At 70.8% G+C, this 21,382-nt stretch carries 16 protein-coding genes and 1 tRNA gene; 6 read left to right on the plus strand and 11 right to left on the minus strand.

The window, feature by feature from the left end; translation table 11 throughout:
- The first annotated feature begins 36 nt into the window (after positions 1-36).
- On the plus strand, positions 37-1,137 hold the full coding sequence (locus ACFFJD_RS11860) for a quinone-dependent dihydroorotate dehydrogenase (protein ID WP_382364488.1): 1,101 nt from the start codon (positions 37-39) through the stop codon (positions 1,135-1,137).
- Between the two features lie 18 nt (positions 1,138-1,155).
- Here ACFFJD_RS11860 and ACFFJD_RS11865 read toward each other — a convergent pair whose 3' ends face one another.
- The 3 genes from ACFFJD_RS11865 to ACFFJD_RS11875 all read right to left on the minus strand — a co-directional run bounded on the left by ACFFJD_RS11865 (position 1,156) and on the right by ACFFJD_RS11875 (position 4,032).
- Positions 1,156-1,698: a YbhB/YbcL family Raf kinase inhibitor-like protein gene (locus tag ACFFJD_RS11865; RefSeq protein WP_382364328.1), complete on the minus strand. Its 543-nt coding sequence runs from the start codon at positions 1,696-1,698 to the stop codon at positions 1,156-1,158.
- A gap of 62 nt (positions 1,699-1,760) precedes the next feature.
- Positions 1,761-2,627: a universal stress protein gene (locus ACFFJD_RS11870; RefSeq protein ID WP_382364330.1), complete on the minus strand. Its 867-nt coding sequence runs from the start codon at positions 2,625-2,627 to the stop codon at positions 1,761-1,763.
- A gap of 70 nt (positions 2,628-2,697) precedes the next feature.
- The gene (locus ACFFJD_RS11875) at positions 2,698-4,032 is read right to left on the minus strand and encodes a M20/M25/M40 family metallo-hydrolase (RefSeq protein ID WP_382364332.1); all 1,335 of its coding nucleotides are present in this window, start codon (positions 4,030-4,032) and stop codon (positions 2,698-2,700) included.
- A 97-nt stretch (positions 4,033-4,129) separates the two neighbouring features.
- On the opposite strand from ACFFJD_RS11875, the gene ACFFJD_RS11880 reads away from it, so the two are divergent.
- Positions 4,130-4,218: transfer RNA gene (locus tag ACFFJD_RS11880), tRNA-Leu, on the plus strand.
- 66 nt (positions 4,219-4,284) lie between these two features.
- On the opposite strand, the gene ACFFJD_RS11885 is transcribed toward ACFFJD_RS11880, so the two are convergent.
- A complete protein-coding gene (locus tag ACFFJD_RS11885; RefSeq protein ID WP_382364334.1) occupies positions 4,285-5,196 on the minus strand; it encodes a cutinase family protein in 912 nt (303 codons plus the stop codon).
- Here ACFFJD_RS11885 and ACFFJD_RS11890 point away from each other — a divergent pair.
- Both ACFFJD_RS11890 and ACFFJD_RS11895 read left to right on the plus strand, forming a co-directional pair.
- On the plus strand, positions 5,189-5,425 hold the full coding sequence (locus ACFFJD_RS11890; RefSeq protein WP_382364336.1) for a hypothetical protein: 237 nt from the start codon (positions 5,189-5,191) through the stop codon (positions 5,423-5,425). The two genes, ACFFJD_RS11885 and ACFFJD_RS11890, sit on opposite strands and share 8 nt — an antisense overlap.
- A gap of 378 nt (positions 5,426-5,803) precedes the next feature.
- Positions 5,804-7,153: a ClC family H(+)/Cl(-) exchange transporter gene (locus tag ACFFJD_RS11895; protein WP_382364338.1), complete on the plus strand. Its 1,350-nt coding sequence runs from the start codon at positions 5,804-5,806 to the stop codon at positions 7,151-7,153.
- On the opposite strand, the gene ACFFJD_RS11900 is transcribed toward ACFFJD_RS11895, so the two are convergent.
- Positions 7,150-7,839 (minus strand): VOC family protein, encoded by a 690-nt coding sequence (locus tag ACFFJD_RS11900; RefSeq protein WP_382364340.1) that lies wholly within the window; start codon positions 7,837-7,839, stop codon positions 7,150-7,152. The genes ACFFJD_RS11895 and ACFFJD_RS11900 overlap by 4 nt on opposite strands.
- Before the next feature lie 112 nt (positions 7,840-7,951).
- Here ACFFJD_RS11900 and ACFFJD_RS11905 point away from each other — a divergent pair, with 112 nt between their 5' ends.
- Entirely contained in the window at positions 7,952-8,785 is an 834-nt protein-coding gene (locus ACFFJD_RS11905; protein WP_382364342.1) for a crotonase/enoyl-CoA hydratase family protein, read from the plus strand.
- Between the two features lie 60 nt (positions 8,786-8,845).
- On the opposite strand, the gene ACFFJD_RS11910 is transcribed toward ACFFJD_RS11905, so the two are convergent.
- Together ACFFJD_RS11910 and htpG are read right to left on the minus strand one after the other, a co-directional pair.
- Positions 8,846-9,319 carry a nitroreductase family deazaflavin-dependent oxidoreductase gene (locus ACFFJD_RS11910; protein ID WP_382364344.1) on the minus strand — a complete coding sequence of 158 codons (474 nt, stop codon included), beginning with the start codon at positions 9,317-9,319 and terminating at the stop codon, positions 8,846-8,848.
- A gap of 19 nt (positions 9,320-9,338) precedes the next feature.
- A complete protein-coding gene (gene htpG / locus ACFFJD_RS11915) occupies positions 9,339-11,261 on the minus strand; it encodes a molecular chaperone HtpG (protein ID WP_382364346.1) in 1,923 nt (640 codons plus the stop codon).
- Positions 11,262-11,371: 110 nt separating this feature from the next.
- Here htpG and ACFFJD_RS11920 point away from each other — a divergent pair, with 110 nt between their 5' ends.
- Positions 11,372-12,127: a PIG-L family deacetylase gene (locus tag ACFFJD_RS11920; RefSeq protein WP_382364348.1), complete on the plus strand. Its 756-nt coding sequence runs from the start codon at positions 11,372-11,374 to the stop codon at positions 12,125-12,127.
- A 4-nt stretch (positions 12,128-12,131) separates the two neighbouring features.
- Here the strand turns inward: ACFFJD_RS11920 and recD are convergent, their stop codons facing one another.
- The 4 genes from recD to ACFFJD_RS11940 all read right to left on the minus strand — a co-directional run bounded on the left by recD (position 12,132) and on the right by ACFFJD_RS11940 (position 21,335).
- The gene (gene recD / locus ACFFJD_RS11925) at positions 12,132-14,033 is read right to left on the minus strand and encodes an exodeoxyribonuclease V subunit alpha (protein ID WP_382364351.1); all 1,902 of its coding nucleotides are present in this window, start codon (positions 14,031-14,033) and stop codon (positions 12,132-12,134) included.
- On the minus strand, positions 14,030-17,452 hold the full coding sequence (locus ACFFJD_RS11930) for a UvrD-helicase domain-containing protein (protein WP_382364353.1): 3,423 nt from the start codon (positions 17,450-17,452) through the stop codon (positions 14,030-14,032). The genes recD and ACFFJD_RS11930 overlap by 4 nt, the downstream gene beginning before the upstream one ends.
- Entirely contained in the window at positions 17,449-20,808 is a 3,360-nt protein-coding gene (gene recC / locus ACFFJD_RS11935) for an exodeoxyribonuclease V subunit gamma (protein ID WP_382364355.1), read from the minus strand. Before recC ends, ACFFJD_RS11930 begins: the two co-directional genes overlap by 4 nt.
- Before the next feature lie 65 nt (positions 20,809-20,873).
- Complete coding sequence (locus ACFFJD_RS11940) at positions 20,874-21,335, minus strand: acyl-CoA thioesterase (RefSeq protein ID WP_382364357.1); 462 nt, start codon at positions 21,333-21,335, stop codon at positions 20,874-20,876.
- Between the last annotated feature and the right edge of the window lie 47 nt (positions 21,336-21,382).

Genomic DNA, 21,382 nt, shown 5'->3' on the forward strand with positions numbered 1-21,382 from the left:
CCGATGTCCGTCTCCCCCGTTCCGCTGCGCTCCCGACTGCTCAGCCTGCTCAACCGGGTGCTGTATCCGCCGCTGCTGGCCCTGATGTTCCGGGTGCCGCCGGAGCGGATCCACCACCTGATCTCGCGCCTGTTGCGCCTGGCCGGCCGCACGCCGGTGGCGCGTTCGCTGGTGTCGGCGATGTTCGCGCCCCGGCAGCCGAACCTGGGATCGACGGTCTTCGGGGTGGACTTTCCCTCCCCCATCGGGCTGGCCGCCGGCTTCGACAAGTCGGCCGACGCGGTCAACGCGTGGGGGCAGCTGGGCTTCGGTTACGCCGAGGTCGGCACCATCACCGGACGACCGCAGCCCGGCAACGAGCAGCCGCGCCTGTTCCGTCTGCCCGCCGACAAGGCGCTGATCAATCGGATGGGCTTCAACAATCCCGGCGCCGAGGCGGCCGCCCTGAAGCTCGCCGAACGCCGTCCCGGCCCGCGCCGGGTGCCCATCGGCGCCAACATCGGCAAGACCAAGGTGGTGCCGGTCGACGAGGCGATCGCGGACTACCGCTTCAGCGCCCGACTCCTGGGTCCGCTGGCCGACTTCGTCGTGGTGAACGTCTCCTCGCCCAACACGCCGGGTCTGCGCGACCTGCAGGCCGTCGAGTCGCTGCGCCCGATCCTGGCGGCCGTGCTCGAGGTGGTCGAGGTGCCGGTGCTGGTGAAGATCGCCCCCGACCTGTCCGACGAGGACGTCGACGCCGTGGCCGACCTGGCCGTGGAGCTGGGGCTGGCCGGCATCGTGGCCACCAACACCACCATCAGCCGCGCCGGGCTGGCCACCCCGGCCGCGACCGTCGAGGCCATCGGTGCCGGAGGCCTGTCCGGTCCGCCGGTCAAGCAGCGGTCCCTCGAGGTGCTTCGGCGCTTGCACGCGCGGGTCGGCGGCCGCGTCGCGCTGGTCAGCGTCGGCGGCATCGAAACCGTCGACGACGCCTGGGAGCGGATCCTCGCCGGCGCCAGCCTGCTGCAGGTGTACACCGGCTTCATCTACGGCGGCCCGGTCTGGCTGCAGGAACTCAACGACGGCGTCGCCGCGCGCCTGCAAGCCGGAGGCTTCGCCTCGCTCACCGACGCGGTCGGCTCCGCCGCCCGCTGAGGTCCTGCGCGCTCGGTTCTACTCGTCGCCCGCCTGCTCGAACGTTCCGACCAGGGTGCCGCGCGCGATCGCGTGCGAGAACAGGTTGAAACCGAGGAACCCCGGGGAGGCGCCGTCGGGCAGCTCCAGCGATTCGACATCGACCGCGTGCACCACGAAGAAGTAACGGTGCGGGCCGTGGCCGGGCGGCGGACCGGCGCCGACGAACTGCGCCAGACCGGCGTCGTTGCGCAGCGTCACCGCCTGGTCGGGCAAGGATTCCGCGCCGGGTGCTCCGGCATCCGTGGCCAGCGACGTGACCGAGGCCGGGATGTCGGCCACCGCCCAGTGCCAGAAGCCCGACGCCGTGGGGGCGTCCGGGTCGAAGCAGGTCACCACGAAGCTCTTGGTGTCGGCGGGGAAGCCCGACCAGCTCAGCTGGGGCGAGACGTCGGCGCCCCCGGCGCCGAAGATCGCCGAGGCCTGCGGCAGCGGCAGGGCCTCGCCGTCGGCGAAGGTCTCGGAGGTCACGGTGATCTCGGGAAGCGGCGGGAGCGCGTCGTACGGATTGAAATCAGACATGACCCCCATCTTTCCCTACCGGCCGCCCCGCGGCATCCGGTTGCCGCGGGGAGTGCGTGCCGTCAGGCGGGAACGATCATCACCGGGCACGGCGCGACCTGCAGCACCGCCTGGCTCGTCGAGCCCAGCAGCAGGCCGCGGAAGCCGCCGCGCCCGCGACTGCCCATCACGATCAGCTGTGCCTCCGCCGCCGACTCCAGTACCTGGTGGGCCGCCGATTCGGTGGTGACGACCGTGGTGACGGCCACGTCGGGGTAGTCCTCGAGCGCGCCGGCCAGCTGCGAGCCGAGCGCCTCATGGGCCTCGTCGGTGAGTTGCTGACGCTCGGCGTGCAGCCGGTCGAAATACGCCGCGCCCGCGTTGCCGCCGTAGGTGTGCACGGCGATCAACGGCGCCTGCAGGAAGGACGCCTGCGCGAAGGCCGCGGCGATCGCCGCGCTGGACACCGGCGAGCCGTCGACGCCGACGACGACGGGCCCGCTGTCGCGTGGATTCTCCGGTACAACCACCACCGGGCAGTCCGCGTGTGCGGCCACATCGGTGCTGACCGAGCCGAGCAGCAGACCGGTGACCCCGCCCAGGCCGCGACGGCCGAGCACCATCGTGTGCGCCCGCGAGGACAGCTCGCGCAGCACCAGCGCCGGACGCCCCTCGATCACCTCCGCGGTCGTCTCCGCGCCGGGGGCCACCTCGTCGATCAGGTCGCGGGCGATGTCCAGGGCCCCTTCGGCGAAGGCCTTGGCCGCGTCGGTGTAGGCCTGCGCCATGGCGATCGCCGCACCGTACTGCAGGATCGGCGGCTCCACGACGCTGACCACGCGCAGCGGCCGATTCTCCCGCTGCGCGGCCAGGGCCGCCCACCGCACGCCGTCCAGCGCCAGTTCGGAACCGTCTACCGCCGCCACGATCGGCGCATTGACTGTCGACATCGCCTGCACAACCCCTTTTTTCTGCTCGGTCGGACCACCGCGCCGGCGGCCCACACCTTCAACCTACCGGCTAGGAGTTGAGCAGGAAGTGCTCCATCACCCGGGTGCCGAACAGCACCGACTCCACCGGGACGCGTTCGTCGATGCCGTGGAACAGGGCCGCGAAGTCGAGCTCCGGCGGCAACTGCAGCGGCGCGAACCCGAAGCACCGGATGCCCAGCTTCACGAAGGCCTTGGCGTCGGTGCCGCCGGACAGCATGTACGGGACGGTGCGGCCCTGCGGGTCGTGGGCGAGGATCGCGTCGTTCATCGCATCCACCAGGTGCCCGTCGAAGGTGGTCTCCACCGACTCGAGATCGGTGATCCACTCCCGTTGGACGTTGGGGCCGATCAGTTCGTCGATGGTCTTCTCGAACTCGGCCCGCCGGCCGGGCAGCACGCGGCAATCTATCACGGCCTCGGCCCGCTGCGGAATCACGTTGGCCTTGTAGCCCGCCGACAGCATGGTCGGGTTGGCCGTGTCGCGCAGGGTGGCGCCCACGATGCGGGCCAGGTTGCCGATCTTGAACAGCGCCGACTCCAGGTCCGGGGTCTGCGGGGAGAAGTCCAGGCCGGTCTCCTCCGAGAGCGCCGTGAGGAATTCGGCCACCGAGTCGGTCATCACCAGCGGGAAGGTGTGCGCCCCGATACGGGCCACGGCCCCGGCGATCTCGGTGACCGCGTTGTGGTCGTGCAGGAAGGAACCGTGTCCGGCGCGACCCTCGGAGGTCAGCCGCATCCACGACAGGCTCTTCTCCGCGGTCTCCACCAGGTACAGGCGACGCACCTCACCGTCGGGCCGGTCGACGGTCAGCGAGAAGCCGCCCACCTCGCCCACCGCTTCGGTGATGCCCTCGAACAGGTCCGGCCGGTGCTCGACGAGCCAGTGCGAACCCCACGTTCCACCGGCCTCCTCGTCGGCGAGGAACGCGAAGACGATCTCCCGCGGTGGGACCACGCCGTCGAGCTTGAACTGGCGGGCCAGCGCCAACATCATGCCGGCCATGTCCTTCATGTCGACCGCGCCGCGGCCCCAGATGTAGCCGTCGCGCACGGCGCCGGAGAACGGATCGACGCTCCAGTCCTCGGCGGCGGCCGGCACCACGTCCAGATGGGCATGCATCAGGAGCGCGCCGCGATCGCTGTCCGGCGGACCGGCCAGGCGCGCGAAGACGTTGCCGCGCCCCGGCTGCCCCGACTCCACGTACTCGGTGGTGTAGCCGACTTCCTCGAGGAGTTTGGCGACCCACTTGGCGCACCCCTCCTCCCCGCGGGTGGTCGTCAGATCTCCGGTGTTCGAGGTGTCGAACCGGATCAACCGGCTCACCAGGTCCACCACTTCGTCGGTCGCTCTGGGGGTAGTCACACCTCATATTCAAGCCCATTTCCGGCGGATTTGGGATAGTCGGGCAAGCATGGTTAGAGTTACACGGCGCGCCGCGGAAACGCGGCGGGCAGCACGAGTCCGAGTGGCGGAATGGCAGACGCGCTAGCTTGAGGTGCTAGTGTCCTATTAACGGACGTGGGGGTTCAAGTCCCCCCTCGGACACCACAGAGAGGCCCTGGTAGATCATCTACCAGGGCCTCTCTCGTCGTCTCGCCCCCCCCCGCTGCCCCGTCATGCCGAGGGGTACAGGCCCCCGTGTCGCGACTCGTCCTTCGTGTCGCCGTGCTGCAGCGCTGGCGACACGAAATACGGGTCGCGACTCGGCGTTCCGGCCCCGGTGTCGACGACCGCCTCCACCAACTCCACGACGGCCGGCGCGATCGCCGCGGTGTCGTCGGCCGGGGGCAGGACGACGGTGCCGACGCGCGCCGGCACCCCCCACGCCAGGACCGGCGGGAAGTAGTCGGCGATCGGCGTGGGCCGGTAGGTCGTGGCGATCGGCGCCGACGGGAGAAGCAGGGCCGCCACCGGATCGAAGACGTCGTAGGGGGTGGGAAGCCCGGGCGCGGGCTTTCGCATGTCGGCGGTCGGCAGGTACGGATCACGGTGTACGAGGTGCTCGCCTCCGTCGTCGACGGTGTGCGGCGCCGCGACGTAGTCGCCGTGTGCCCCGTGCACGAGGTAACCCAGCAGATTGTTGACGAACCCGACCGGATCGATCACCGGATTGGGCGACGCGCAGATGATGTCGTTGCTCTGACACACCTGCGCGACCGGGATCTGCGTGGTCTCCGGCCTGGGCCCGGTCATCGGAAACCCGGGGACGAACGACGGCAGCATCGCCATCACGCCCGGCCGCTCCGGATCCGGCCGCCGCGGATCGGCGTACAGGACGCAGCTGGTCCGCCGCGCCATGTGCGGGTCGGCGTCGAGAGCGTTGCACACGTTTCCGGTGACGAGCGCCCCCTGCGAGAACCCGACGAGGCGAAGGTGCGACTCGGGGCAGCGCGCACGGAACTCGCGCGCCGCCCGGGTCAGGTTCCGCTCCCCTTCGGCGGTGGACTCCGCGCCGCTCACGTTGCCGCCGATGGGTGAGATGCTCGCGCTGTAGTGCACGCTCGCCCGCCGAGTATGGGTGGGCACCGCCTTCGCCGTCGCGCTCAACCTGATCACGTCGGGCTGCGCGACGCCGCCGGTCGAGAACTCCATCACGCGCGGACAACTCGTCGATACCGACGAACCTGCCGCGTCCGGCGGCACCGCTGCCACCGCGATTCCGATTGCCGATGCCATGACCACCGCGGATCTCCGTATTTCCATGCAGCGCAAGCTATTTCACGACGGCAATGTCTCCCATAGCCGGAATGGGTGACGTAGGACACCGGCGGAGCGAACCCGCATCACTTATTTAATTAGGTTTGCCTCACCAAACTATTCGACGCCCCGGAGCAGGAAGGGAGCACTCCCCGTTCACCGCCGGAACCCGCGCCCCAAGGGCACGTTGCGGCTTATTTGTGACCGATCCCATACGCCGACGGGGCCGATATTCGCTCGACCGGTGCCGACCGACCGAACGCAGCATCGATGAGTCTCGATCATCACTCGAGAGTTTTTCGCCGCACAGTACGCCCTGCTCGACGGTGCCCACGTGCCGATCCGGTCAAAGTTCGCGGCCGATGCCGACGGGGTCCCCGGTCCCGGCCGACCGGTTGCTACGGTCGAGGCCAACATCGACCGTGGTGAGGGGCACATGCGCACAGAGCAGCCGGACGAGCCAGCCGGGGACGCGGGCCTACCCGGGCCCCGCACGCTCTACTACCTCACCGCGCTCGCCGTCATCGCGGGAATCCTCGCCGGTTTCGTCGGCGGCGCATTCCGATGGGTACTGGTCGAGGCCGACGTCCTGCGCACCGAACTGGCCGACTGGGCACACGCCCACGGCCCGTGGGCCTGGCTGATCCCCGTGGTGGTCAGCACGGTGGCTGCGGCGGCGGCCACGTGGATCGGTTCGCGCTGGCCGATGTCGGCGGGCAGCGGTATCCAGCAGGTCGAGGCCACCGAACGCGACGAGGACCGGGCCGCGCCGGCCACCACCATTCCGGCACGATTCGTCGGCGGCTCCCTCGCCATCGGCGCGGGCGGCCTGGTGCTGGGCCGCGAAGGTCCGACGGTCCACATCGGCGCCGCCTTCGGCACGCTCGTCGGTCGCCTCGGTCGCGTCACCCTCGACGAGATCCGGGTGCTGCAGAGTTGCTTGGCCGGCGCCGGACTGGGCGTGGCGTTCAACGCGCCCATCGGCGGTGCGGTCTTCGTCGCCGAGGAGCTCTCCCACAAGATCCGACTGCGCTACCTCGTCTGGACCATCGCCGCGGTCGCCGCCGCCATCACCTGCAGTCGCGTGGTGCTGGGCAACCACCCCGACTTCGCCGTGGCGAAGGTCGCCGAACCGGCGGTCTCCACGCTTCCCCTGTTCGTGATCTTCGGCGTTTTCATCGGCGCCCTCGGGGTGGCCTACTCCACCCTCGTCGTGCGTCTGCGCGCCGCCTTCCACGGCTTCACGCCGCTGCCCCCGGTGGCCAAGGGCGCTCTGATCGGCGCGCTGGTGGGCGTCTGCCTGGTCTTCCTGCCCGACGCGGTCGGCGGCGGCGACGTGGTCGCCCAGCGCATGCTCGACGGCCAGCAGATGGCGTTCTGGACCGTCGCGCTGTACCTCGTGCTGCGCTTCTGCACCGGCCCGCTGTCGTACGCCGCGGGCACCCCCGGCGGCCTGTTCGCGCCCATGCTGGCCCTGGGCACCCTGTGCGGGGTGTTCTTCACGCAGATCGTCGAGTTCGCCGGCATCTCGGTGGACGACGACACGCGGATCGCACTCCTGATGGCGGGCATGGCCGGACTGTTCGCCGCGGTGGTCCGCGCCCCCTTCACCGGCATCGTGCTGGTGATGGAGATGTGTGCCCTGACGACGGTGTCGATCTCCCTGCTGACCACTGCGCTCGGCGCCGTGATCGTCGCGGCCGCGCTGCGCTCGGCCCCGGTGTACGACTCCCTGCGCGAGCAGATGCTGGCCGAGGAGGCCGCCCGCCGCCTCGCGAAGGACTAACGCGGGGTCTGCTCCAGCAGGATCGTCGGCGTACCCAGCGCGGGTTCGCGCACCGTCGCGACCCGCGTGCCGGGCTTCCGACCCACGCGGATCTCGCTGAGCGCCAGCCCCTCTCGCGACAGTCGTGCGTGCTCGCGGTCCAGATCCGGGCAACGCCACGCCAGGCCCCACAGCCCGAAGTCGGCGCCGCCGGTCTCCCCGCCGGCCAGCACTTCCACGACCACCGAGGCGGTGCGGAAGAACACCTGCGCCACCTCGCCGAACTGACGCACCAGGCGCAGATCCATCCCGACACGCCCGGCGAACAGGGCGATCGCCGCATCCACCGAGGGCGCGGTGTACACCACGTGATCGAGGAGTGCCGCCCCGCTCCGCGCGCCCGCCGCATTCGTGATCCCCACCGCCGCAACGCCTTCGGCGCGACGGACCGAACCCTCGCCGACGAGCGGCAGTCCGCGACGGCCCAGCAGCGCCGCCGCTGCGGGGACGTCGGCCGCTTCGAAGGCGGCCCAGGGTCCGGAGTTCGCGGCGGGCGCGGCGGCGATCGAACCGTTGCCCGCCGCCCACACACCTGTGGCCGGGTCCACCGGTCCCACCAGAATCTCGTACACCGCCGCGGCGGCCGCCGGATCGTCGACGACCACGGTGACGGCGACGTCGGAGAGCCGCAAGGGGTCTGCTGCCATGCGGCCATCCTGGCACGTGTCCCAGACCACCTCCAGGCCGGGTCCGCGCCCGACCAACTGCGTCGATGCCCTACTCTCGGCGGAAGAACCATCACCGTACTGGGGAGTAACAATGACCTACCGCAGCACCGACTACCAGGCTTTCGACCTCTCGGTCGCCGACCACGTGGCCGAAGTGACCCTGATCGGCCCGGGCCCGGGCAATGCGATGGGTCCGGACTTCTGGACCGAACTGGGCACCCTCTTCGCCGATCTCGACGCCGATCCGGACGTGCGCGCGGTGGTGCTGACCGGCGCAGGCAAGCACTTCTCGTTCGGTCTCGACCTGGCCGCCATGGCCGGTGACCTCTCCGCGGTCCTCGCCGACGGGGCCAAGGCCAAGGCGCGCACCGACTTCCACGGCATGGTCCGTCGCATGCAGGGCGCCATCACCGCCGTCGCCGACTGCCGCAAGCCGGTCATCGCCGCCGTCGCGGGCTGGTGCATCGGCGGCGGCGTCGACCTGATCACCGCTGCCGACATCCGGGTCGCCTCCGCCGACGCCAAGTTCAGCGTCCGCGAGGTGCGGGTGGCGATGGTGGCCGACGTGGGCACCCTGGCTCGCCTGCCGCTGATCATCGGCGACGGCCACACCCGCGAACTCGCGCTCACCGGCAAGGACATCGACGCCGCCCGCGCCGAGAAGATCGGTCTGGTCAACGACGTCTACGACGATCGCGACGCCGCCCTCGCCGCCGCCCGGGCCACCGCGGCCGAGATCGCCGCCAATCCGCCGCTCGTGGTGCAGGGCATCAAGGACGTGCTCGATCACAGCCGCTCGGCGCAGGTCGACGACAGCCTCCGCTACGTCGCCGCCTGGAACGCCGCGTTCCTGCCCAGCAACGACCTCACCGAGGCCGTCACCGCGATCTTCGCCAAGCGGGCACCGGTCTTCACCGGCGAGTAGCCACGCGCAGCACCGCCGAGGCGACGCCGGTTCGGCGTCGCCTCGGCGGACAGCGGCGGCTCAGTCGATCGGGGTGAGCCGGAAGATAGGGATGGTGCGGGTGGTGCGCCGCTCGTAGATCACGAAGTTCGGCCACACCTTCAGCAGTTCCTGCCAGGCCTGCGCCCGTTCGTCGTCGGCGAGTTCCCGATGCGTCATCGGGACCAGGGTTCCGTGCTCCTCCACCTGCAGCGTGGGTGCGGCCCGCAGGTTGTACACCCACGCGGGCGCCTTCGGGGCGCCGAAGTAGGAACCGGCCACCAGCCATTCCCCGTCGCCCACCGGCGCCGCGAGCACCGTCGTGGTGCGGTCGATGCCGGACTTGCGGCCGCGAATCACCATCGTCACGCTCGGCAGACCGGCGACGGTGAGCAGATCGACGCGGCCACCGGTGACCTTCTGCAGCCCGTCGTCCACCTTGACGATGTACGGCAGGTATTCCGGCAGCCATTCGATGGCGCCGATCCGGACGGCGATCGGTGTGAGAAAACCCATGCGCGAGACCCCTTTTCGCTTACCGTAGGCCCGCGACGAGCGTGTCGGACAGCAACTTGGCGAACTCGGCCGGATCGGCCAGTTCCCCACCCTCGGCGAGCACCGCCATGGCGTACAGCAGCTGGGCGGTCGAGGTCAGCGCGGAGCGCTCGTCACCGGCGTCGGCGTACGCCTTCGCCAGCCCGGTCACCAGCGGATGATCCGGATTCAGCTCCAGCACCCGCTTCATGTGCGGCACCTGCTGGCCGGAGGCCCGGTACAGCTTCTCCAGCTGCGGTGACATGGAGAACGTGTCGCCCACCAGGCAGGCGGCCGAGTCCGTCAGCCGCTTGGTCAGGCGGGTCTGGCTGACGTCGGCCTCGAGCACCTCGGTGAGCCAGGCCATCAGGTCCGCGAACTCCGCGTCCCGGTCGGCGCCGTCGGTCTCGGCATCGGCGTCGTCGTCGAGTGCGGCCTCGCCCTTGGCCACCGAGACGAACTGGCGGCCGTCGTACTCCGGCATCGACGAGGTCCAGACCTCGTCCACCGGATCCGACAGCAGCAGCACCTCGATGCCCTTGGCCCGGAAGCCCTCCAGGTGCGGCGACCGCTCGATCTGCTGCCGCGTCTCGCCGGTCATGTAGTAGATGACCTTCTGCTCGGCCGGGCAGCGTTCGACGTAGTCGGCCAGCGTGGTCGGCTGATCGGACTCCCGAGTGGACTCGAAGACCGACGCCTTCAGGATCGCCTGGAAGTTGTCCGGGTCATTCACCAGGCCTTCCTTGAACACCTGCCCGAAGTTGGTCCAGAAGCTCGCGTAATCGTCGGGCCGGCGATCCTGCAGCTCCTGCACCGTGCCGATCACCTTCTTGACCAGGCGCCGTCGAATGGCCCGGATCTGCCGATCCTGCTGCAGCAGTTCACGGGAGACGTTGAGGGACAGATCGTTCGCGTCGACCACGCCCTGCACGAAACGCAGGTATTCGGGCAGCAGTTCGGCCCCGTCGTCGGTGATGAAGACCCGGCGCACGTACAGGTGCAGTCCACCGCTGCGTTCGCGCGCGAACATGTCCAGCGGCGGCTGCGACGGCAGGAACATCAGCGCCTGGTACTCGAAGGTGCCCTCGGCGTGCAGCGAGATGGTCTCCAGCGGCTCATCCCAGTTGTGGCTCAGGTGCCGGTAGAACTCGGCGTACTCCTCCGCCGAGACCTCGTCCTTGCTCTTGGCCCACAGCGCCTTCTGCGAATTGAGGGTCGCGTCGACCTGCTCGACGGTCGGCTCGCCGCCGTCCTCGTCGGCCGGAACCTCCACAGTCTCGCTCATCCGGATCGGCCAGGCGATGAAGTCCGAGTACTTCTTCACCAGACCGCGCAGCACCTGCGGATCGGCGTAGTCGTGCAGCGCGTTGTCGGCGTCGGCGGGCTTGAGCGACAGGGTGATCGCGGTGCCCGGCGCGGCGTCGGGGGCCTCGTCGACGGTGTAGGTCCCGTCGCCGGTGGACTCCCAACGGGTACCGACGCTCTCGCCCGCCTTGCGGGTCACCATGGTCACCCGCTCGGCCACCATGAACGCCGAGTAGAAGCCGATCCCGAACTGACCGATCAGTTCCTCGGAGGCCCCGGCATCGCCGGCCTCGGCCAGCGCCTGACGCATCTTGGCGGTCCCGGACTTGGCCACGGTGCCGATGAGGTCGACCACGTCCTCGCGGCTCATGCCGATGCCGTTGTCGGCGACGGTCAGGGTGCGCGCCTGTGCATCGGGGGTCAGCCGCACATGCAGATCCGAGACGTCGGAGTCGAGGTCGGAATCGCGCAGGCTCGCCAGCCGCAGCTTGTCCAGCGCGTCGGAGGAGTTGGAGATCAGTTCGCGAAGGAAGCTGTCCTTGTTCGAGTAGATCGAATGGACGACGAGATCCAGTAGCTGCCGAGCCTCAGCGTGAAACTCATGAACCTGCGAACTCATGGGCCGATGTCTCCTATCCGGGGGAATGATTCGTGCGACACGCGCTCGATCTCGGGCGAGAACAGCGCGAGCACAGCTTACCGGGGCCGCCGGCACGTAGGCTCGAGGCTGTGCCCGACTCCCCCGCCGCCCTGTTCGTCCACGCGCATCCCGACGATGAGTCGCTGTGGACCGGCGGCACCATCGCCGACCTGACCGCGCGCGGCGCCGAGGTCGACCTGATCGTGTGCACCTGGGCCGAGGGCACCCATCGGCACCGGGAACTGCTCGATGCAACGGCCGCGCTGGGCATGACCCGCCCGCCGATCATGTTGGGCTACGCCGACAGCTTCGTCCCGGAATCGGCGCCGGGCGCGCCGCGGTTGATCGACGTGCTGCTCGACGAGCAGGTGCAGCTGTTGGTGCAGCACATTCGACGCCTGCGGCCGGAGGTGATCGTCACCTACAACGCGTACGGCATCTACGGCCACCCCGACCACATTCATGCCCACCGGCTCGCGGTGCTGGCCGCCGACGCCGCGGCCCTGCCGCTATACGAAACCGAGCTGGGCCCGCCCTGGCAGACGTCGTCGCTGTACTTCGCGACCCTGGCCCAATCCATGGTGAACACGATGCGCCCCCACCTGGCCACGTCGTCGCACATTCCGATCGTCGGCACGCCCGATGACCGGGTCGATCTGACGCTGGACGTGAGCGCGCGGCTGGGTGCCAAGATCCGCGCCATCACCGCGCATCGCACCGAGATGGCGCGCAGCGCGTCGATGCAGGAGTTCGCGGCGCTGCCGCGCGACCCCCAGCGGCTGTTCCTGACCCGCGAATCGTACCGACGCCGCGACCTGGTGCCCGGTGGCCGCGACCTGGGCTGAGCGGTCAGCCGCCGATCTCCCGGACCGCTGACCCCAAGCCGCTGGCGCGCTGCACCGAGCGGCTCAGGGCCGCGCGCAGTTCGTGCTCGGTGCCGACGATGAACACCTGGTTCTGGGCCCGGGTGACCGCCGTGTAGAGCAGTTCCTTGGTCAGCAGGTGTGCATCCGCATCGGGCAGCACCACGGTGACCGCGCCGAACTGGCTGCCCTGACTGCGATGAATGGTCATGGCGTACACCGGGGACGAGTCGGCGATCTGACTCGGGTAGAGCGGCAGCACGCCGGTGCCGCGGGCGAACACCACCCGGGTCGCGTCGCCGGTGCCGATGACCACCCCCGAGTCACCGTTGAAGATGCCGTGCGTCGGGTCGTTGCGGTTCACCAGGATCGGCTCGCCGGTGTACCACCCGGCGGCCCCGATGCCCGCACCCAGATCGTCGTTGATCCACCCGATGATGGCCCGCGACCATCCGCTCACGCCGTGCCTGCCGTCCCGGTGCGCACACAGCACCCGATGCTGCATCAGCGCGGCCAGGGCTCCGGCGGCGTCGGCCGAGTTCGCCGTCGCCCGCAGCCGGCGGGCCCACTCGACCACCGTGCGGCGCACCGGCTCCAACTCGTCGGGATCGACGAGGATCACCCGGCCCCGGGTGTCGTCGGCGAATCGTTGCGCGGCCTCCCCGGTGATCAGGTCGATCACCGCGTCGACATCGGTTCCCGAACTGGCCTTGATCGCGGCCGCGACCTCGGAGATCTGCCCGCCGTAGCGATGTCCGCGGGTCAGCGTGATCACGCCGTCGGCCAGCGCGAGCCGCTCGGCGGCATCGAACTCGCCCGCCGGCGCCGCGGCGACGGCCTCGAAGGCCTCCGGCAGCGGCGTGTCCTCCCGGTCGCGGCGCTCCACCAGATCGGCCAGGACCGCGCCGGCGTCCACCGACGACAGCTGGTGGGGGTCGCCGACCAGGATCAGGCGCGCGTCCGGGCGCAACGACTCCAGCAGGCGGCTCATCATCGAGACCGCCAGCATCGACGTCTCGTCCACCACCACGACGTCGTACGGCAGCCGGTCGTCGGCGCCGCGCCGGTACGAACCGTCCGGCCGCCAGCCGAGCAGCTTGTGCACCGTGGTCGCGACCGGCGCGGTGCGCAGGGCCGTCAGGTCGGCGCGGTGGTCGTTGATCGAGGCCTGCATCTGGGCGGCGGCCCGACCGGTGGGGGCGCACAGGCCGATCCGGACGTCGGACCCGAGCAGGGCCTGCATCACCGCCAGAATCCGGGCCACCGTGTACGTCTTGCCGGTACCGGGACCGCCGGCGAGCACCGTGGTCCACGACGTCGCCGCCAGGGCCGCCGCCGCACGCTGGCGGTCGTATCCACCGTCGTCGACGTCGGAGCCGAAGACCTCGTTCAGGGCCGCGGCCAGGGCCGGAGCCTCGACCTGTGGGCGCTGCGCCCGCCGCTGCGCCAGGATGTCCCGAATGGTCTGCTCCTGCCGGAAGTACTTGCGCAGGTAGAGCAGCGGCCCGTCGTCGGAGGTCACCAGCGCCAACGGCCGCAGGGGGCCGGTCGGGCAGCCGGTGATCAACGGCGAGGCGGTCAAGGTGCGCACGAGTTCTCCCGGGTCCGGCCACGGCATCTGGGCGGGCGGCTCGGCGGGCGCCGCACCGTCGCCCGGCTCCGGAGTCTCCGGGACGATCTCGGTGATCCGGTCGAGCTTCACGCAGGTCGATCCGGTCCGCACCGCGCGCACCGCGAGCGCCAGCGCCACCAGTTCGTGGTCCCCGATCTCGGCGCCGCTGAGGGCGGCGACCCGCCGCGCCACGTGGACGTCGGCCGCGGCGAACACTCCGGCCTCGTTGAACACCCGCAGCACTCCGTGCTCGCCGGCCACCAGCTGCGCGCTCATGAGCGCCCCCTTCGTTGCTCCGCGGTGACCCCGGCCAGCAGATCGGACAGGTCCACCACCAGGGGCGCGGGCAGTCGCCACTCGAACACGCCGCACCCGGGCGGGGTGTCCGGCCCCGCCATACCGCGGACGAACTGATATTGAATCGGCCCGAGGTGCCGCTCCGTTCGGTAGTCCGGCAGGCGCCACCGCAGGTACCGGTGCAGCGCCACCGAGTAGAGCAGCGCCTGCAACGGATAGTGCGCGGTCATCATCTCCGCGGCCATGGCGGCGGTGTCGAAGTCCTCCACCGACAGGTCACCCGGCCGCAGCCGGTTGGTCTTGTAGTCGACCACCACGAAGCGGTCGTCGTCGACGCGCAGCACCGAGTCGATGCTGCCGGTGAGGTAGCCGCGGAACTGCTCCGCCGACACGGTCGGCACGATCTGCGCGTACGGGCGCAGCGGGTCGTCGTCGGGCAGGTGCGCGGCCAGCAGCTCACCGACCTCGGCGAGCGTGAAACCCGGTGCGGCCAAAGGCAATTCGAATTCCATCTCGGCCAACCGGTCGCGCGGCGGGATACTCGCCAGATCGCCGAAGCCGAGCGGGGTGGTCAGTACCCCGTGCAGCGCCCGCGCCAACTGATCCACATCCAGATCCACCCCGCGCAGCAGCGCGCCCTCGGCGGTGCGCAGGCGCACGTGCTCGGCCAGATCCGCGGCCGAGGTGTCCACGTGCTCGAGCACCTCGTGCACCAGCGTGCCGAAGCCTGCGCCGAACGGCATGCCGTTCATCGGCGACGGCAGGCCCGAGGCCGCGGCCGCCCCCGGCTGCGGCTCCAGGTCGGGTTCGTCGTGGAGCAGGTCCTGCTCGGGTTCGCTCGCGGCCGCGGCGACCGACGCCGCGTGGGCCGCGGCGTGCGCGTCGCGCACGATGCCCGAGTACGAGGTGCGCCGCCATTCCTGGTCGATGGGGGCGGTGAACGACGCCACCGCCAGCACCGGCGCGGGGCCGTCGACCGCCGGCGGCTGCCAGCGGCGTCCGCGCGGATGCCGCGCCGCCGGTTCCACCGCGATCAGTTCCGGCGAGCCCGCACGCACCGCGCGCAGCCCCGCGATCATCTCGAAGTCGGTCGACGGAATCTCGATCGACACACCGATGGGCGTGCTCGGGTACCCGGCGAGCAGGGCACTGCGGCGCTCCTCCGCGGTGAACAGCAGTCGATGCAGCGCCCCCTGCTTGGTCGGCATGGACGGACCCCACCAGGCCACCACCTGGCTGGCCGCGCGCGTCATCGCGACGTACAGCAGTCGCAGCGCCTCCCCGGCGCCCTCGACGACGGCGCGATCCTCCCGCGCGCGGTAGCCTGCGGCCTCGGTCCCGCCCACATCGAGTCGGCGTCGGCCCTCCTCGTCGTGATAGATGAAGGCTTCCAGATCCGGCACGCGCGCCCCGTCCCAGCCGAACGGCACGTAGACGATCGGGAATTCGAGACCCTTGCTGGCGTGCACCGTCATGATCTGCACGGCCCGGGTGTCCCGATCGAGCCGACGCGTCTGCGCGCCGCCGTGGCGCAGGCTCGAGGGATCGGCGATCTGTTCGGCCAACCATCCGACCAGCGAGGCCAGGCCCCCGCCGCTGCCGGCCACCTGCCGATTGCACAGGTCGGCCAACTGCCGCAGGTCGGTGAGTGTCCGCTCGCCGCCCTCACCGGCGAGCAGCCGCCCCTCGGTGGCGAACAGATCGAACAGCCGTGCCGACATCGAGGCGAAGCCGCCCTCGGCGAACACTCGCCCCAGCTCGGCCAGGCTCGCCGCCAGGGCGCCGATCCCCTCGTCGCCGCCGGTGTCGACGTCCTCGGCGCGGCGGCCGATCAACGGCGTCAAGGCCGCCAACCGCACGCGCACCGACCGAGACGGCTGTTCGATCGCGGCCAGCACATACCACCAGTGCCGGGCCGCGGGTGTCTTGAAGATCGAGGTGCCCGATCGCACGACCGAGGAGATCCCCCGCTTGTGCAGGGCTTCCTGCAGCGGCTCGACGCGCTTGTTGAAGTTCACCAGGATCGCGATGTCGCCGGGCTCCACCGGGCGCACCGCTCCGGAGTCGCCGACCGCCAGGGTGGTGCCCGACTCCAGCAGCGCGACGATGTCGTCGGCGACGTCCTCGGTCACCGCATCGCGCACCTTCCCCACCGTCGGCAGGCCGTCCCCGCCGAAGTCGCCGGTCACCAGACCTCGAATCCGCACCGGCGCGGCGAAACTGCGGCCGGCCAGCTCGGCCGCGGCGTCGACGGTTCCACCGGCGGCCGGATCGTCGGCAGTGCCGAGCCGGGACCGTTCCCGGCGGGCCGTCACCGGGGTGAACGCGATCTGCGGGTGCCCGAACGCCGCACCCTCGAAGACTCGCTCGAGGGCCCGCACCAGCGGACCGTCCGAGCGCCAGTTGGTGCCCAGCCGTCGCCGCGTGCCCGCCTCGCCGACCGCTTCCAGGTAGCTGAGCACCTCCGCGCCACGGAAGGCGTAGATCGACTGTTTGGGGTCGCCGACCAGGATCAGCGGAATGTCCGGCGCATCGTGGAAGCACTGACGGACGATCGCCCACTGCTGCGGGTCGGTGTCTTGGAACTCGTCGATCAGCACCACGCCGAACTGCTGGCGAATGCGTTCGACGGCCAGCGCGCCCACCTGCGGATGGGCCAGGATCCGAAACAGCACGTCCTGCAGGTCGTCGTAGGTGCGCACCCGCGCGAGCCGCTTGCGCACTTCGATCTCGTCGCGGGCGGTGCGCGCCAACCCGACCCGCAGCGCGGTGCCGTCCTCCTCGGCCGGGTCCGGGGAGAGTACGGTGGCCGACTGCTCCACGGCGTTCTTGGCGATCTCGGTCACCGCCGCCCACGACGGTGCTCCGGCGGGCGCACCGGCGAACTCGGCCAGGTAGAGGTCGCGGGCCAGTTCGTCGACCAGGTCCTGCACGTTCTCCACGATGGGGAACCGTTGGGCCCGCTCCCCGAGGAAGCCGAGTGCCGCCAGCATGCGATTGCAGAAGGTGTGCGTGGTGGCCACCGTCGCCGCGTCGAAATCGCTCATCGCCGTCCGCAGCCGCTGCCGTCGCAGGGCCACCTCGGCCGCCGATCCGGCGCACAGCAGCGCCAGCACTTCGTCGCCGTGGTCGCCGGCCACGAAGCCCGCCGGATCGTCCAGCGCCGCCAGAGCCTGGCCGATGCGGCTGCGGGTGCGATCGCGCAGCTCGTTCGACGCCGCATTGGAGAAGGTCGCCATCAGCAGCTGATCCACGGCGACCCTGCCCTCGGCCAGGTACCGCACGGCCAGCGAGACGATCGCGTACGTCTTGCCGGTACCGGCGCTCGCCTCCAAGACCATCGTGCCGTTCGGCAACTCTTCGGTCGGATCGAACTCCGCGACATGTCCCGTCGTCATCGCCGCACCTCCCTGCTCAGCACCGGACCGAACACCGCGACCGCCATGCGCACCAGGCTGGTCTTGGCACCCGTGGGATCGTCCTCGGCCGGGATCACCTCGCCGAGGACCGGGGCCAACGCCTGGAACGGTGCCGCGCCGGCCAGTTCGATCAGTTCCCCCGCCGACGCGATACGCGTCGGATCGTCGTACAGCACGTAGCCGTTGTAGTCGTCCTCGAAGTCCCAGCTACGCAGGCCGTGGATGCCCCGGAGCGCATTCGTGGGACGTCCGGAACCGTAGCCGCGCGCGGCGGCCTCCGCCGCCTTCGGCGGCAGCCACAGCGGGGCGCGCAGTCCGGCGTCCCGAATGGCGATCAGGGCGGCCAGGACCGCGGCGGGATCGTCCGGCAGGGACAGGCGCCGCAGTTCCGCGTGCGGGCCGCGGCCGGCACCGATCACCACCGCCTCTCGCACGCGCCGCCCACCGCCCACCGCGATCGCCAGCAGCCGAATCCACGCGGCCAACCGGTGATCGGCCTTCAGGCTCGAGTAGTTCACCTCCACCAACTGGTCGCCGAAGACGTCGCCGACGGTGCCGTACAGCCGGCGGCCGTCCGGCAGCGGGTACACCACATCGACGGTGTCCCCGTCGTCGTCGACGCGGTGACTGCGCGCCAGTTCGCCGATCGCCTGCGCCTTGTCCTCGATCGGCGTCAACGCGATCCGGCCCAGCCCGAACGGCGGCAGGGATCCGCGGCGCAGTTCGGCACCGGTCAGCGCGGACGGGGACTCTCCGGCCAGGACCCCGCGCAGGAAGCGGTCGCCGATCTTCCACGCGTCCAGATTGTCCAGCGCCACATCGAGCTGATCGGGATGGGCCTCGTCGTGCTGCGGCAGGGCGGCGCCGATCCGGTCGCGGACGAACCGCGCGGTGGGTGATTTGAAGAAGCTGATCAGGTCGGCCAGGTCGATGTCGGTGGCCGCATCCATCGGCGCCAGCACGGCATCGCGCAGCCGCATCGGCGGCGTCCCGGGCACACCGGACGCGGTGAGCGCGCCGAGTGCCCGCGCTCCCGCCAAGAGCTTGCGGTCGTAGCTGAACGGGGTGCGGTGATCGTCGGCGACGAAGTTGCGGACGTCGAAGGCGTGCAGGGTGTGCCGGTGCTCGATGCCCGGCTCTCCCTCGGCCGGGTTCAGGACCGCTTCGGCCGTCTCGATCAGGTCGCTGACCACCACCGGCGGCGGAACGGCGGCGCCGGTCACCGGATCGCAGCCGGTGTAGAACACCAGCAGATGTTCCTTCGCCGCGGTCACCGCGTCGAGAAAGACCTGCCGGTCCTCGTCGCGGGGGCTGCGCTCACCCACCATCGGCACCAGACCGAGGATGTCGTCGCCGTCGACCGCGCCGCCGCGCGGAAACGCCCCGGTGTCCATCCCGAGCAGGATCACGGCGCGGTGCGGCACCGAACGCATCGGCGTCAGCGTGCACACGGTCAGCTCTCCCGTGCAGAAGTTGGATCGGGTCGGTCGCGCGGACAGCAGATCGCCCATCAGGTCGCGCAGGTCCGCCACCCCCAGATCGATCCGCTGCGCATCGCCGGCGCCCAGGGATTCGGTGAGGAGGCCGATGGCCTGCGCGCGCTGCCATTGGGCGTCACGATCGGTCTCGGTGAGGTCGTCGACGGCCCCGATCAGCAGGGTCGCCCACTGTTCGGCCGGGTGCCGCCGGTCCATCTCGGTGAGCAGCCTGCCCAGCCGGTCGATGAGTTCGGCGAAGCGACCCGCCAGGTCGACCTTGGTCGATTCGATGCCTTCCAGCGGCAGACCCACGCCCAGCCACTCGTTCTCCGACTCCTCGGCCAACACCCCCAGCAGCAATCGGTCCCGTCCGGTCGACGCCGTTCCCTGCGGAAAGCCGCCCATGTCGAACCGTGCGCGCTGGGTGTTGTCGATGCCCCACCGGATGCCGGCGCGTTCCACCCAGCCGGCCAGCGTTTCGAGGTCGTCGTCGGTGAAGCCGAATCGGCGGGCCAGCGCAGGCTGTCCGATCAGGTCGAGGAGGTCACCGGACCGCACTCGGCCGGCGGCCAGGTCGAGCACCGCGCTGAGCACCTCCAGCACCTCGTTGGTTTCGGCCAGACCGCGGTCGGCGAGCCGCACGCGCAGCGAGAAACCGGGATGCTCGCGTCCGGACTGCCCGAAGGCACCCTGGATCAGTGGGGCGAAGGCCTCCACGTCGGGGCACATGATGAGCACGTCCCGGGGCTGCAGATCCGGGTGCGCGTCCAGCAGCGCCAGCAGCCGATCGCGCAGCACCTCCACCTGCCGTTCTGGCCCGTGGCAGGCATGGACCTCCAGGGAGTCGTCGGCCCGCAGTCCCGGCACGGCCGCCGACTCGTCGCGCCGCAGCCCGTCCTGCACCGCCGCCAGCAGCGTCCGCGGCGCCGGGTCAGCGGCCGGATCGGGGTGGTAGACGGTCTCGTCGGCGACGGTCGCGAGCACCTCCTGCAGTTCCCGCACATCGCGCGAGAGCGCCGCGAGCAAGGGATGTTTGGCGCTCACCGTCGACGCCGTATGCCGCGGCCGGGGGACCGGCCCCGGCGATGCGGCGAGGGCGTCCCAGAGCGCGGGCGACGGATGAGGCAGGAACACCGACACCTGCCGTTGGGTGCCGAGCGCCGACAGCACCGCGCGCAGCGCCTCGGGAATCCGCGTCGGCCCGAAGAAGGCCACGCGCGAGGGCAGATCCACCGCGTCCGGTTCGGTCCGCAGACGCTGCACCACCGTGTCGAGCTGTTCGGCCACGTGCGGCTGCCCGATACGGGCGCGGACCTCGCGCCAGAACCACGGTTGCCACCGCAGCGGCTCGGGCAGCGGGTGACCGGTACCGTCCGACTCGCCACCGCCGGCCCAGTCGGCCAACATGCCCGGCCGCTGCCATCCATACCCGGAGAAGATCCGCGCGATGGTGGTCGCCGCGGCCAACCGTCGGCTCTGTCCCACCGGTCCCGACAGGTGGGTGGCCAGCACGAAGAGCCGGGGGTCGGTCAGGTGCTCGTCGAGCACCGCGAGCACCGGCCAGATCAGCCGCTCGGTGTACCAGGCCTCGGCCGCCTCGGGATCGTCGACGGTGACCGCGACCACCTGGCGCAGCAGCGCCTCCGGCGACAGGAAGTCGATATTGGCGGCGATGCCGTCGCCGCGCCCCGCACTGCCCAGATGCAGGGCCAGCCGCTGTTGCAGCCACCGCTCCACCCCGCGGGCGGGCACGGCGATCACCTCCGACCGCATCGGGTCGTCCTGCGGCGTGCGCAACTGTCCGGCCAGCACATCGGCCAGCACATCGGCGCGCTCCGCGCGGTGCACGGTCAACATCGGCCCACCCCCGTCATCTCGCGTGCGAGCCTATCGGCCGCCACCGACAGAAATGCCCGGCGGTGTCAGCGTCGACGACGGAACGGCGCGGGCGGACCGACCTGCTCGGTCAACACTTCCCGGAACGCGTCCGGAATCGCGGTGGTCGTCCCGGCGCTGGTGTCCAGGACCGTCAGCGTCGTCTCGCTGAGGGCGCCCACCGTGCCGTCGGCCGCGGCCAGTCGGCACGCGAAGTCGAACGACTTGTCGCCGATACGCGAGATCCACACCTCGCAGCGGACCGGTTCGCGCGAGTAATACAGCGGCGCCGCGAATTCGATCTCCTGGTGGGCCACCACCATGCCGACCGCGGCACGCTCCGGCGAGGACCGAATGCGCTCGGCCCAACTGTCCATGGCGCGCACGCGCGCCTCCTCGAAGAGCCGGGCGAACTGCACGTTGTTGAGGTGCCCGAGGGAATCCATATCGCCCCATCGCAAGGCGAGTTCGACGACGAACGGCCCGGGGTCCTGCTGCATCTGCGACATCTCAGGCACCGTAACCCACCCCTGTGTTCCGACGCCTCCCGGCCGGT

It is taken from the genome of Gordonia phosphorivorans, assembly GCF_042432625.1.
Classification (GTDB): domain Bacteria; phylum Actinomycetota; class Actinomycetes; order Mycobacteriales; family Mycobacteriaceae; genus Gordonia; species Gordonia phosphorivorans.

Excerpts from the sequence above, each read along its gene's own strand:
- ACFFJD_RS11865 (WP_382364328.1), bottom strand. The coding sequence starts at position 1,698 with ATGTCTGATTTCAATCCGTACGACGCGCTCCCGCCGCTTCCCGAGATC.
- ACFFJD_RS11870 (WP_382364330.1), bottom strand. The coding sequence starts at position 2,627 with ATGTCGACAGTCAATGCGCCGATCGTGGCGGCGGTAGACGGTTCCGAA.
- ACFFJD_RS11895 (WP_382364338.1), top strand. The coding sequence starts at position 5,804 with ATGCGCACAGAGCAGCCGGACGAGCCAGCCGGGGACGCGGGCCTACCC.
- ACFFJD_RS11900 (WP_382364340.1), bottom strand. The coding sequence starts at position 7,839 with ATGGCAGCAGACCCCTTGCGGCTCTCCGACGTCGCCGTCACCGTGGTC.
- ACFFJD_RS11905 (WP_382364342.1), top strand. The coding sequence starts at position 7,952 with ATGACCTACCGCAGCACCGACTACCAGGCTTTCGACCTCTCGGTCGCC.
- ACFFJD_RS11910 (WP_382364344.1), bottom strand. The coding sequence starts at position 9,319 with ATGGGTTTTCTCACACCGATCGCCGTCCGGATCGGCGCCATCGAATGG.
- htpG (WP_382364346.1), bottom strand. The coding sequence starts at position 11,261 with ATGAGTTCGCAGGTTCATGAGTTTCACGCTGAGGCTCGGCAGCTACTG.
- recD (WP_382364351.1), bottom strand. The coding sequence starts at position 14,033 with ATGAGCGCGCAGCTGGTGGCCGGCGAGCACGGAGTGCTGCGGGTGTTC.
- ACFFJD_RS11930 (WP_382364353.1), bottom strand. The coding sequence starts at position 17,452 with ATGACGACGGGACATGTCGCGGAGTTCGATCCGACCGAAGAGTTGCCG.
- recC (WP_382364355.1), bottom strand. The coding sequence starts at position 20,808 with ATGTTGACCGTGCACCGCGCGGAGCGCGCCGATGTGCTGGCCGATGTG.
- ACFFJD_RS11940 (WP_382364357.1), bottom strand. The coding sequence starts at position 21,335 with ATGTCGCAGATGCAGCAGGACCCCGGGCCGTTCGTCGTCGAACTCGCC.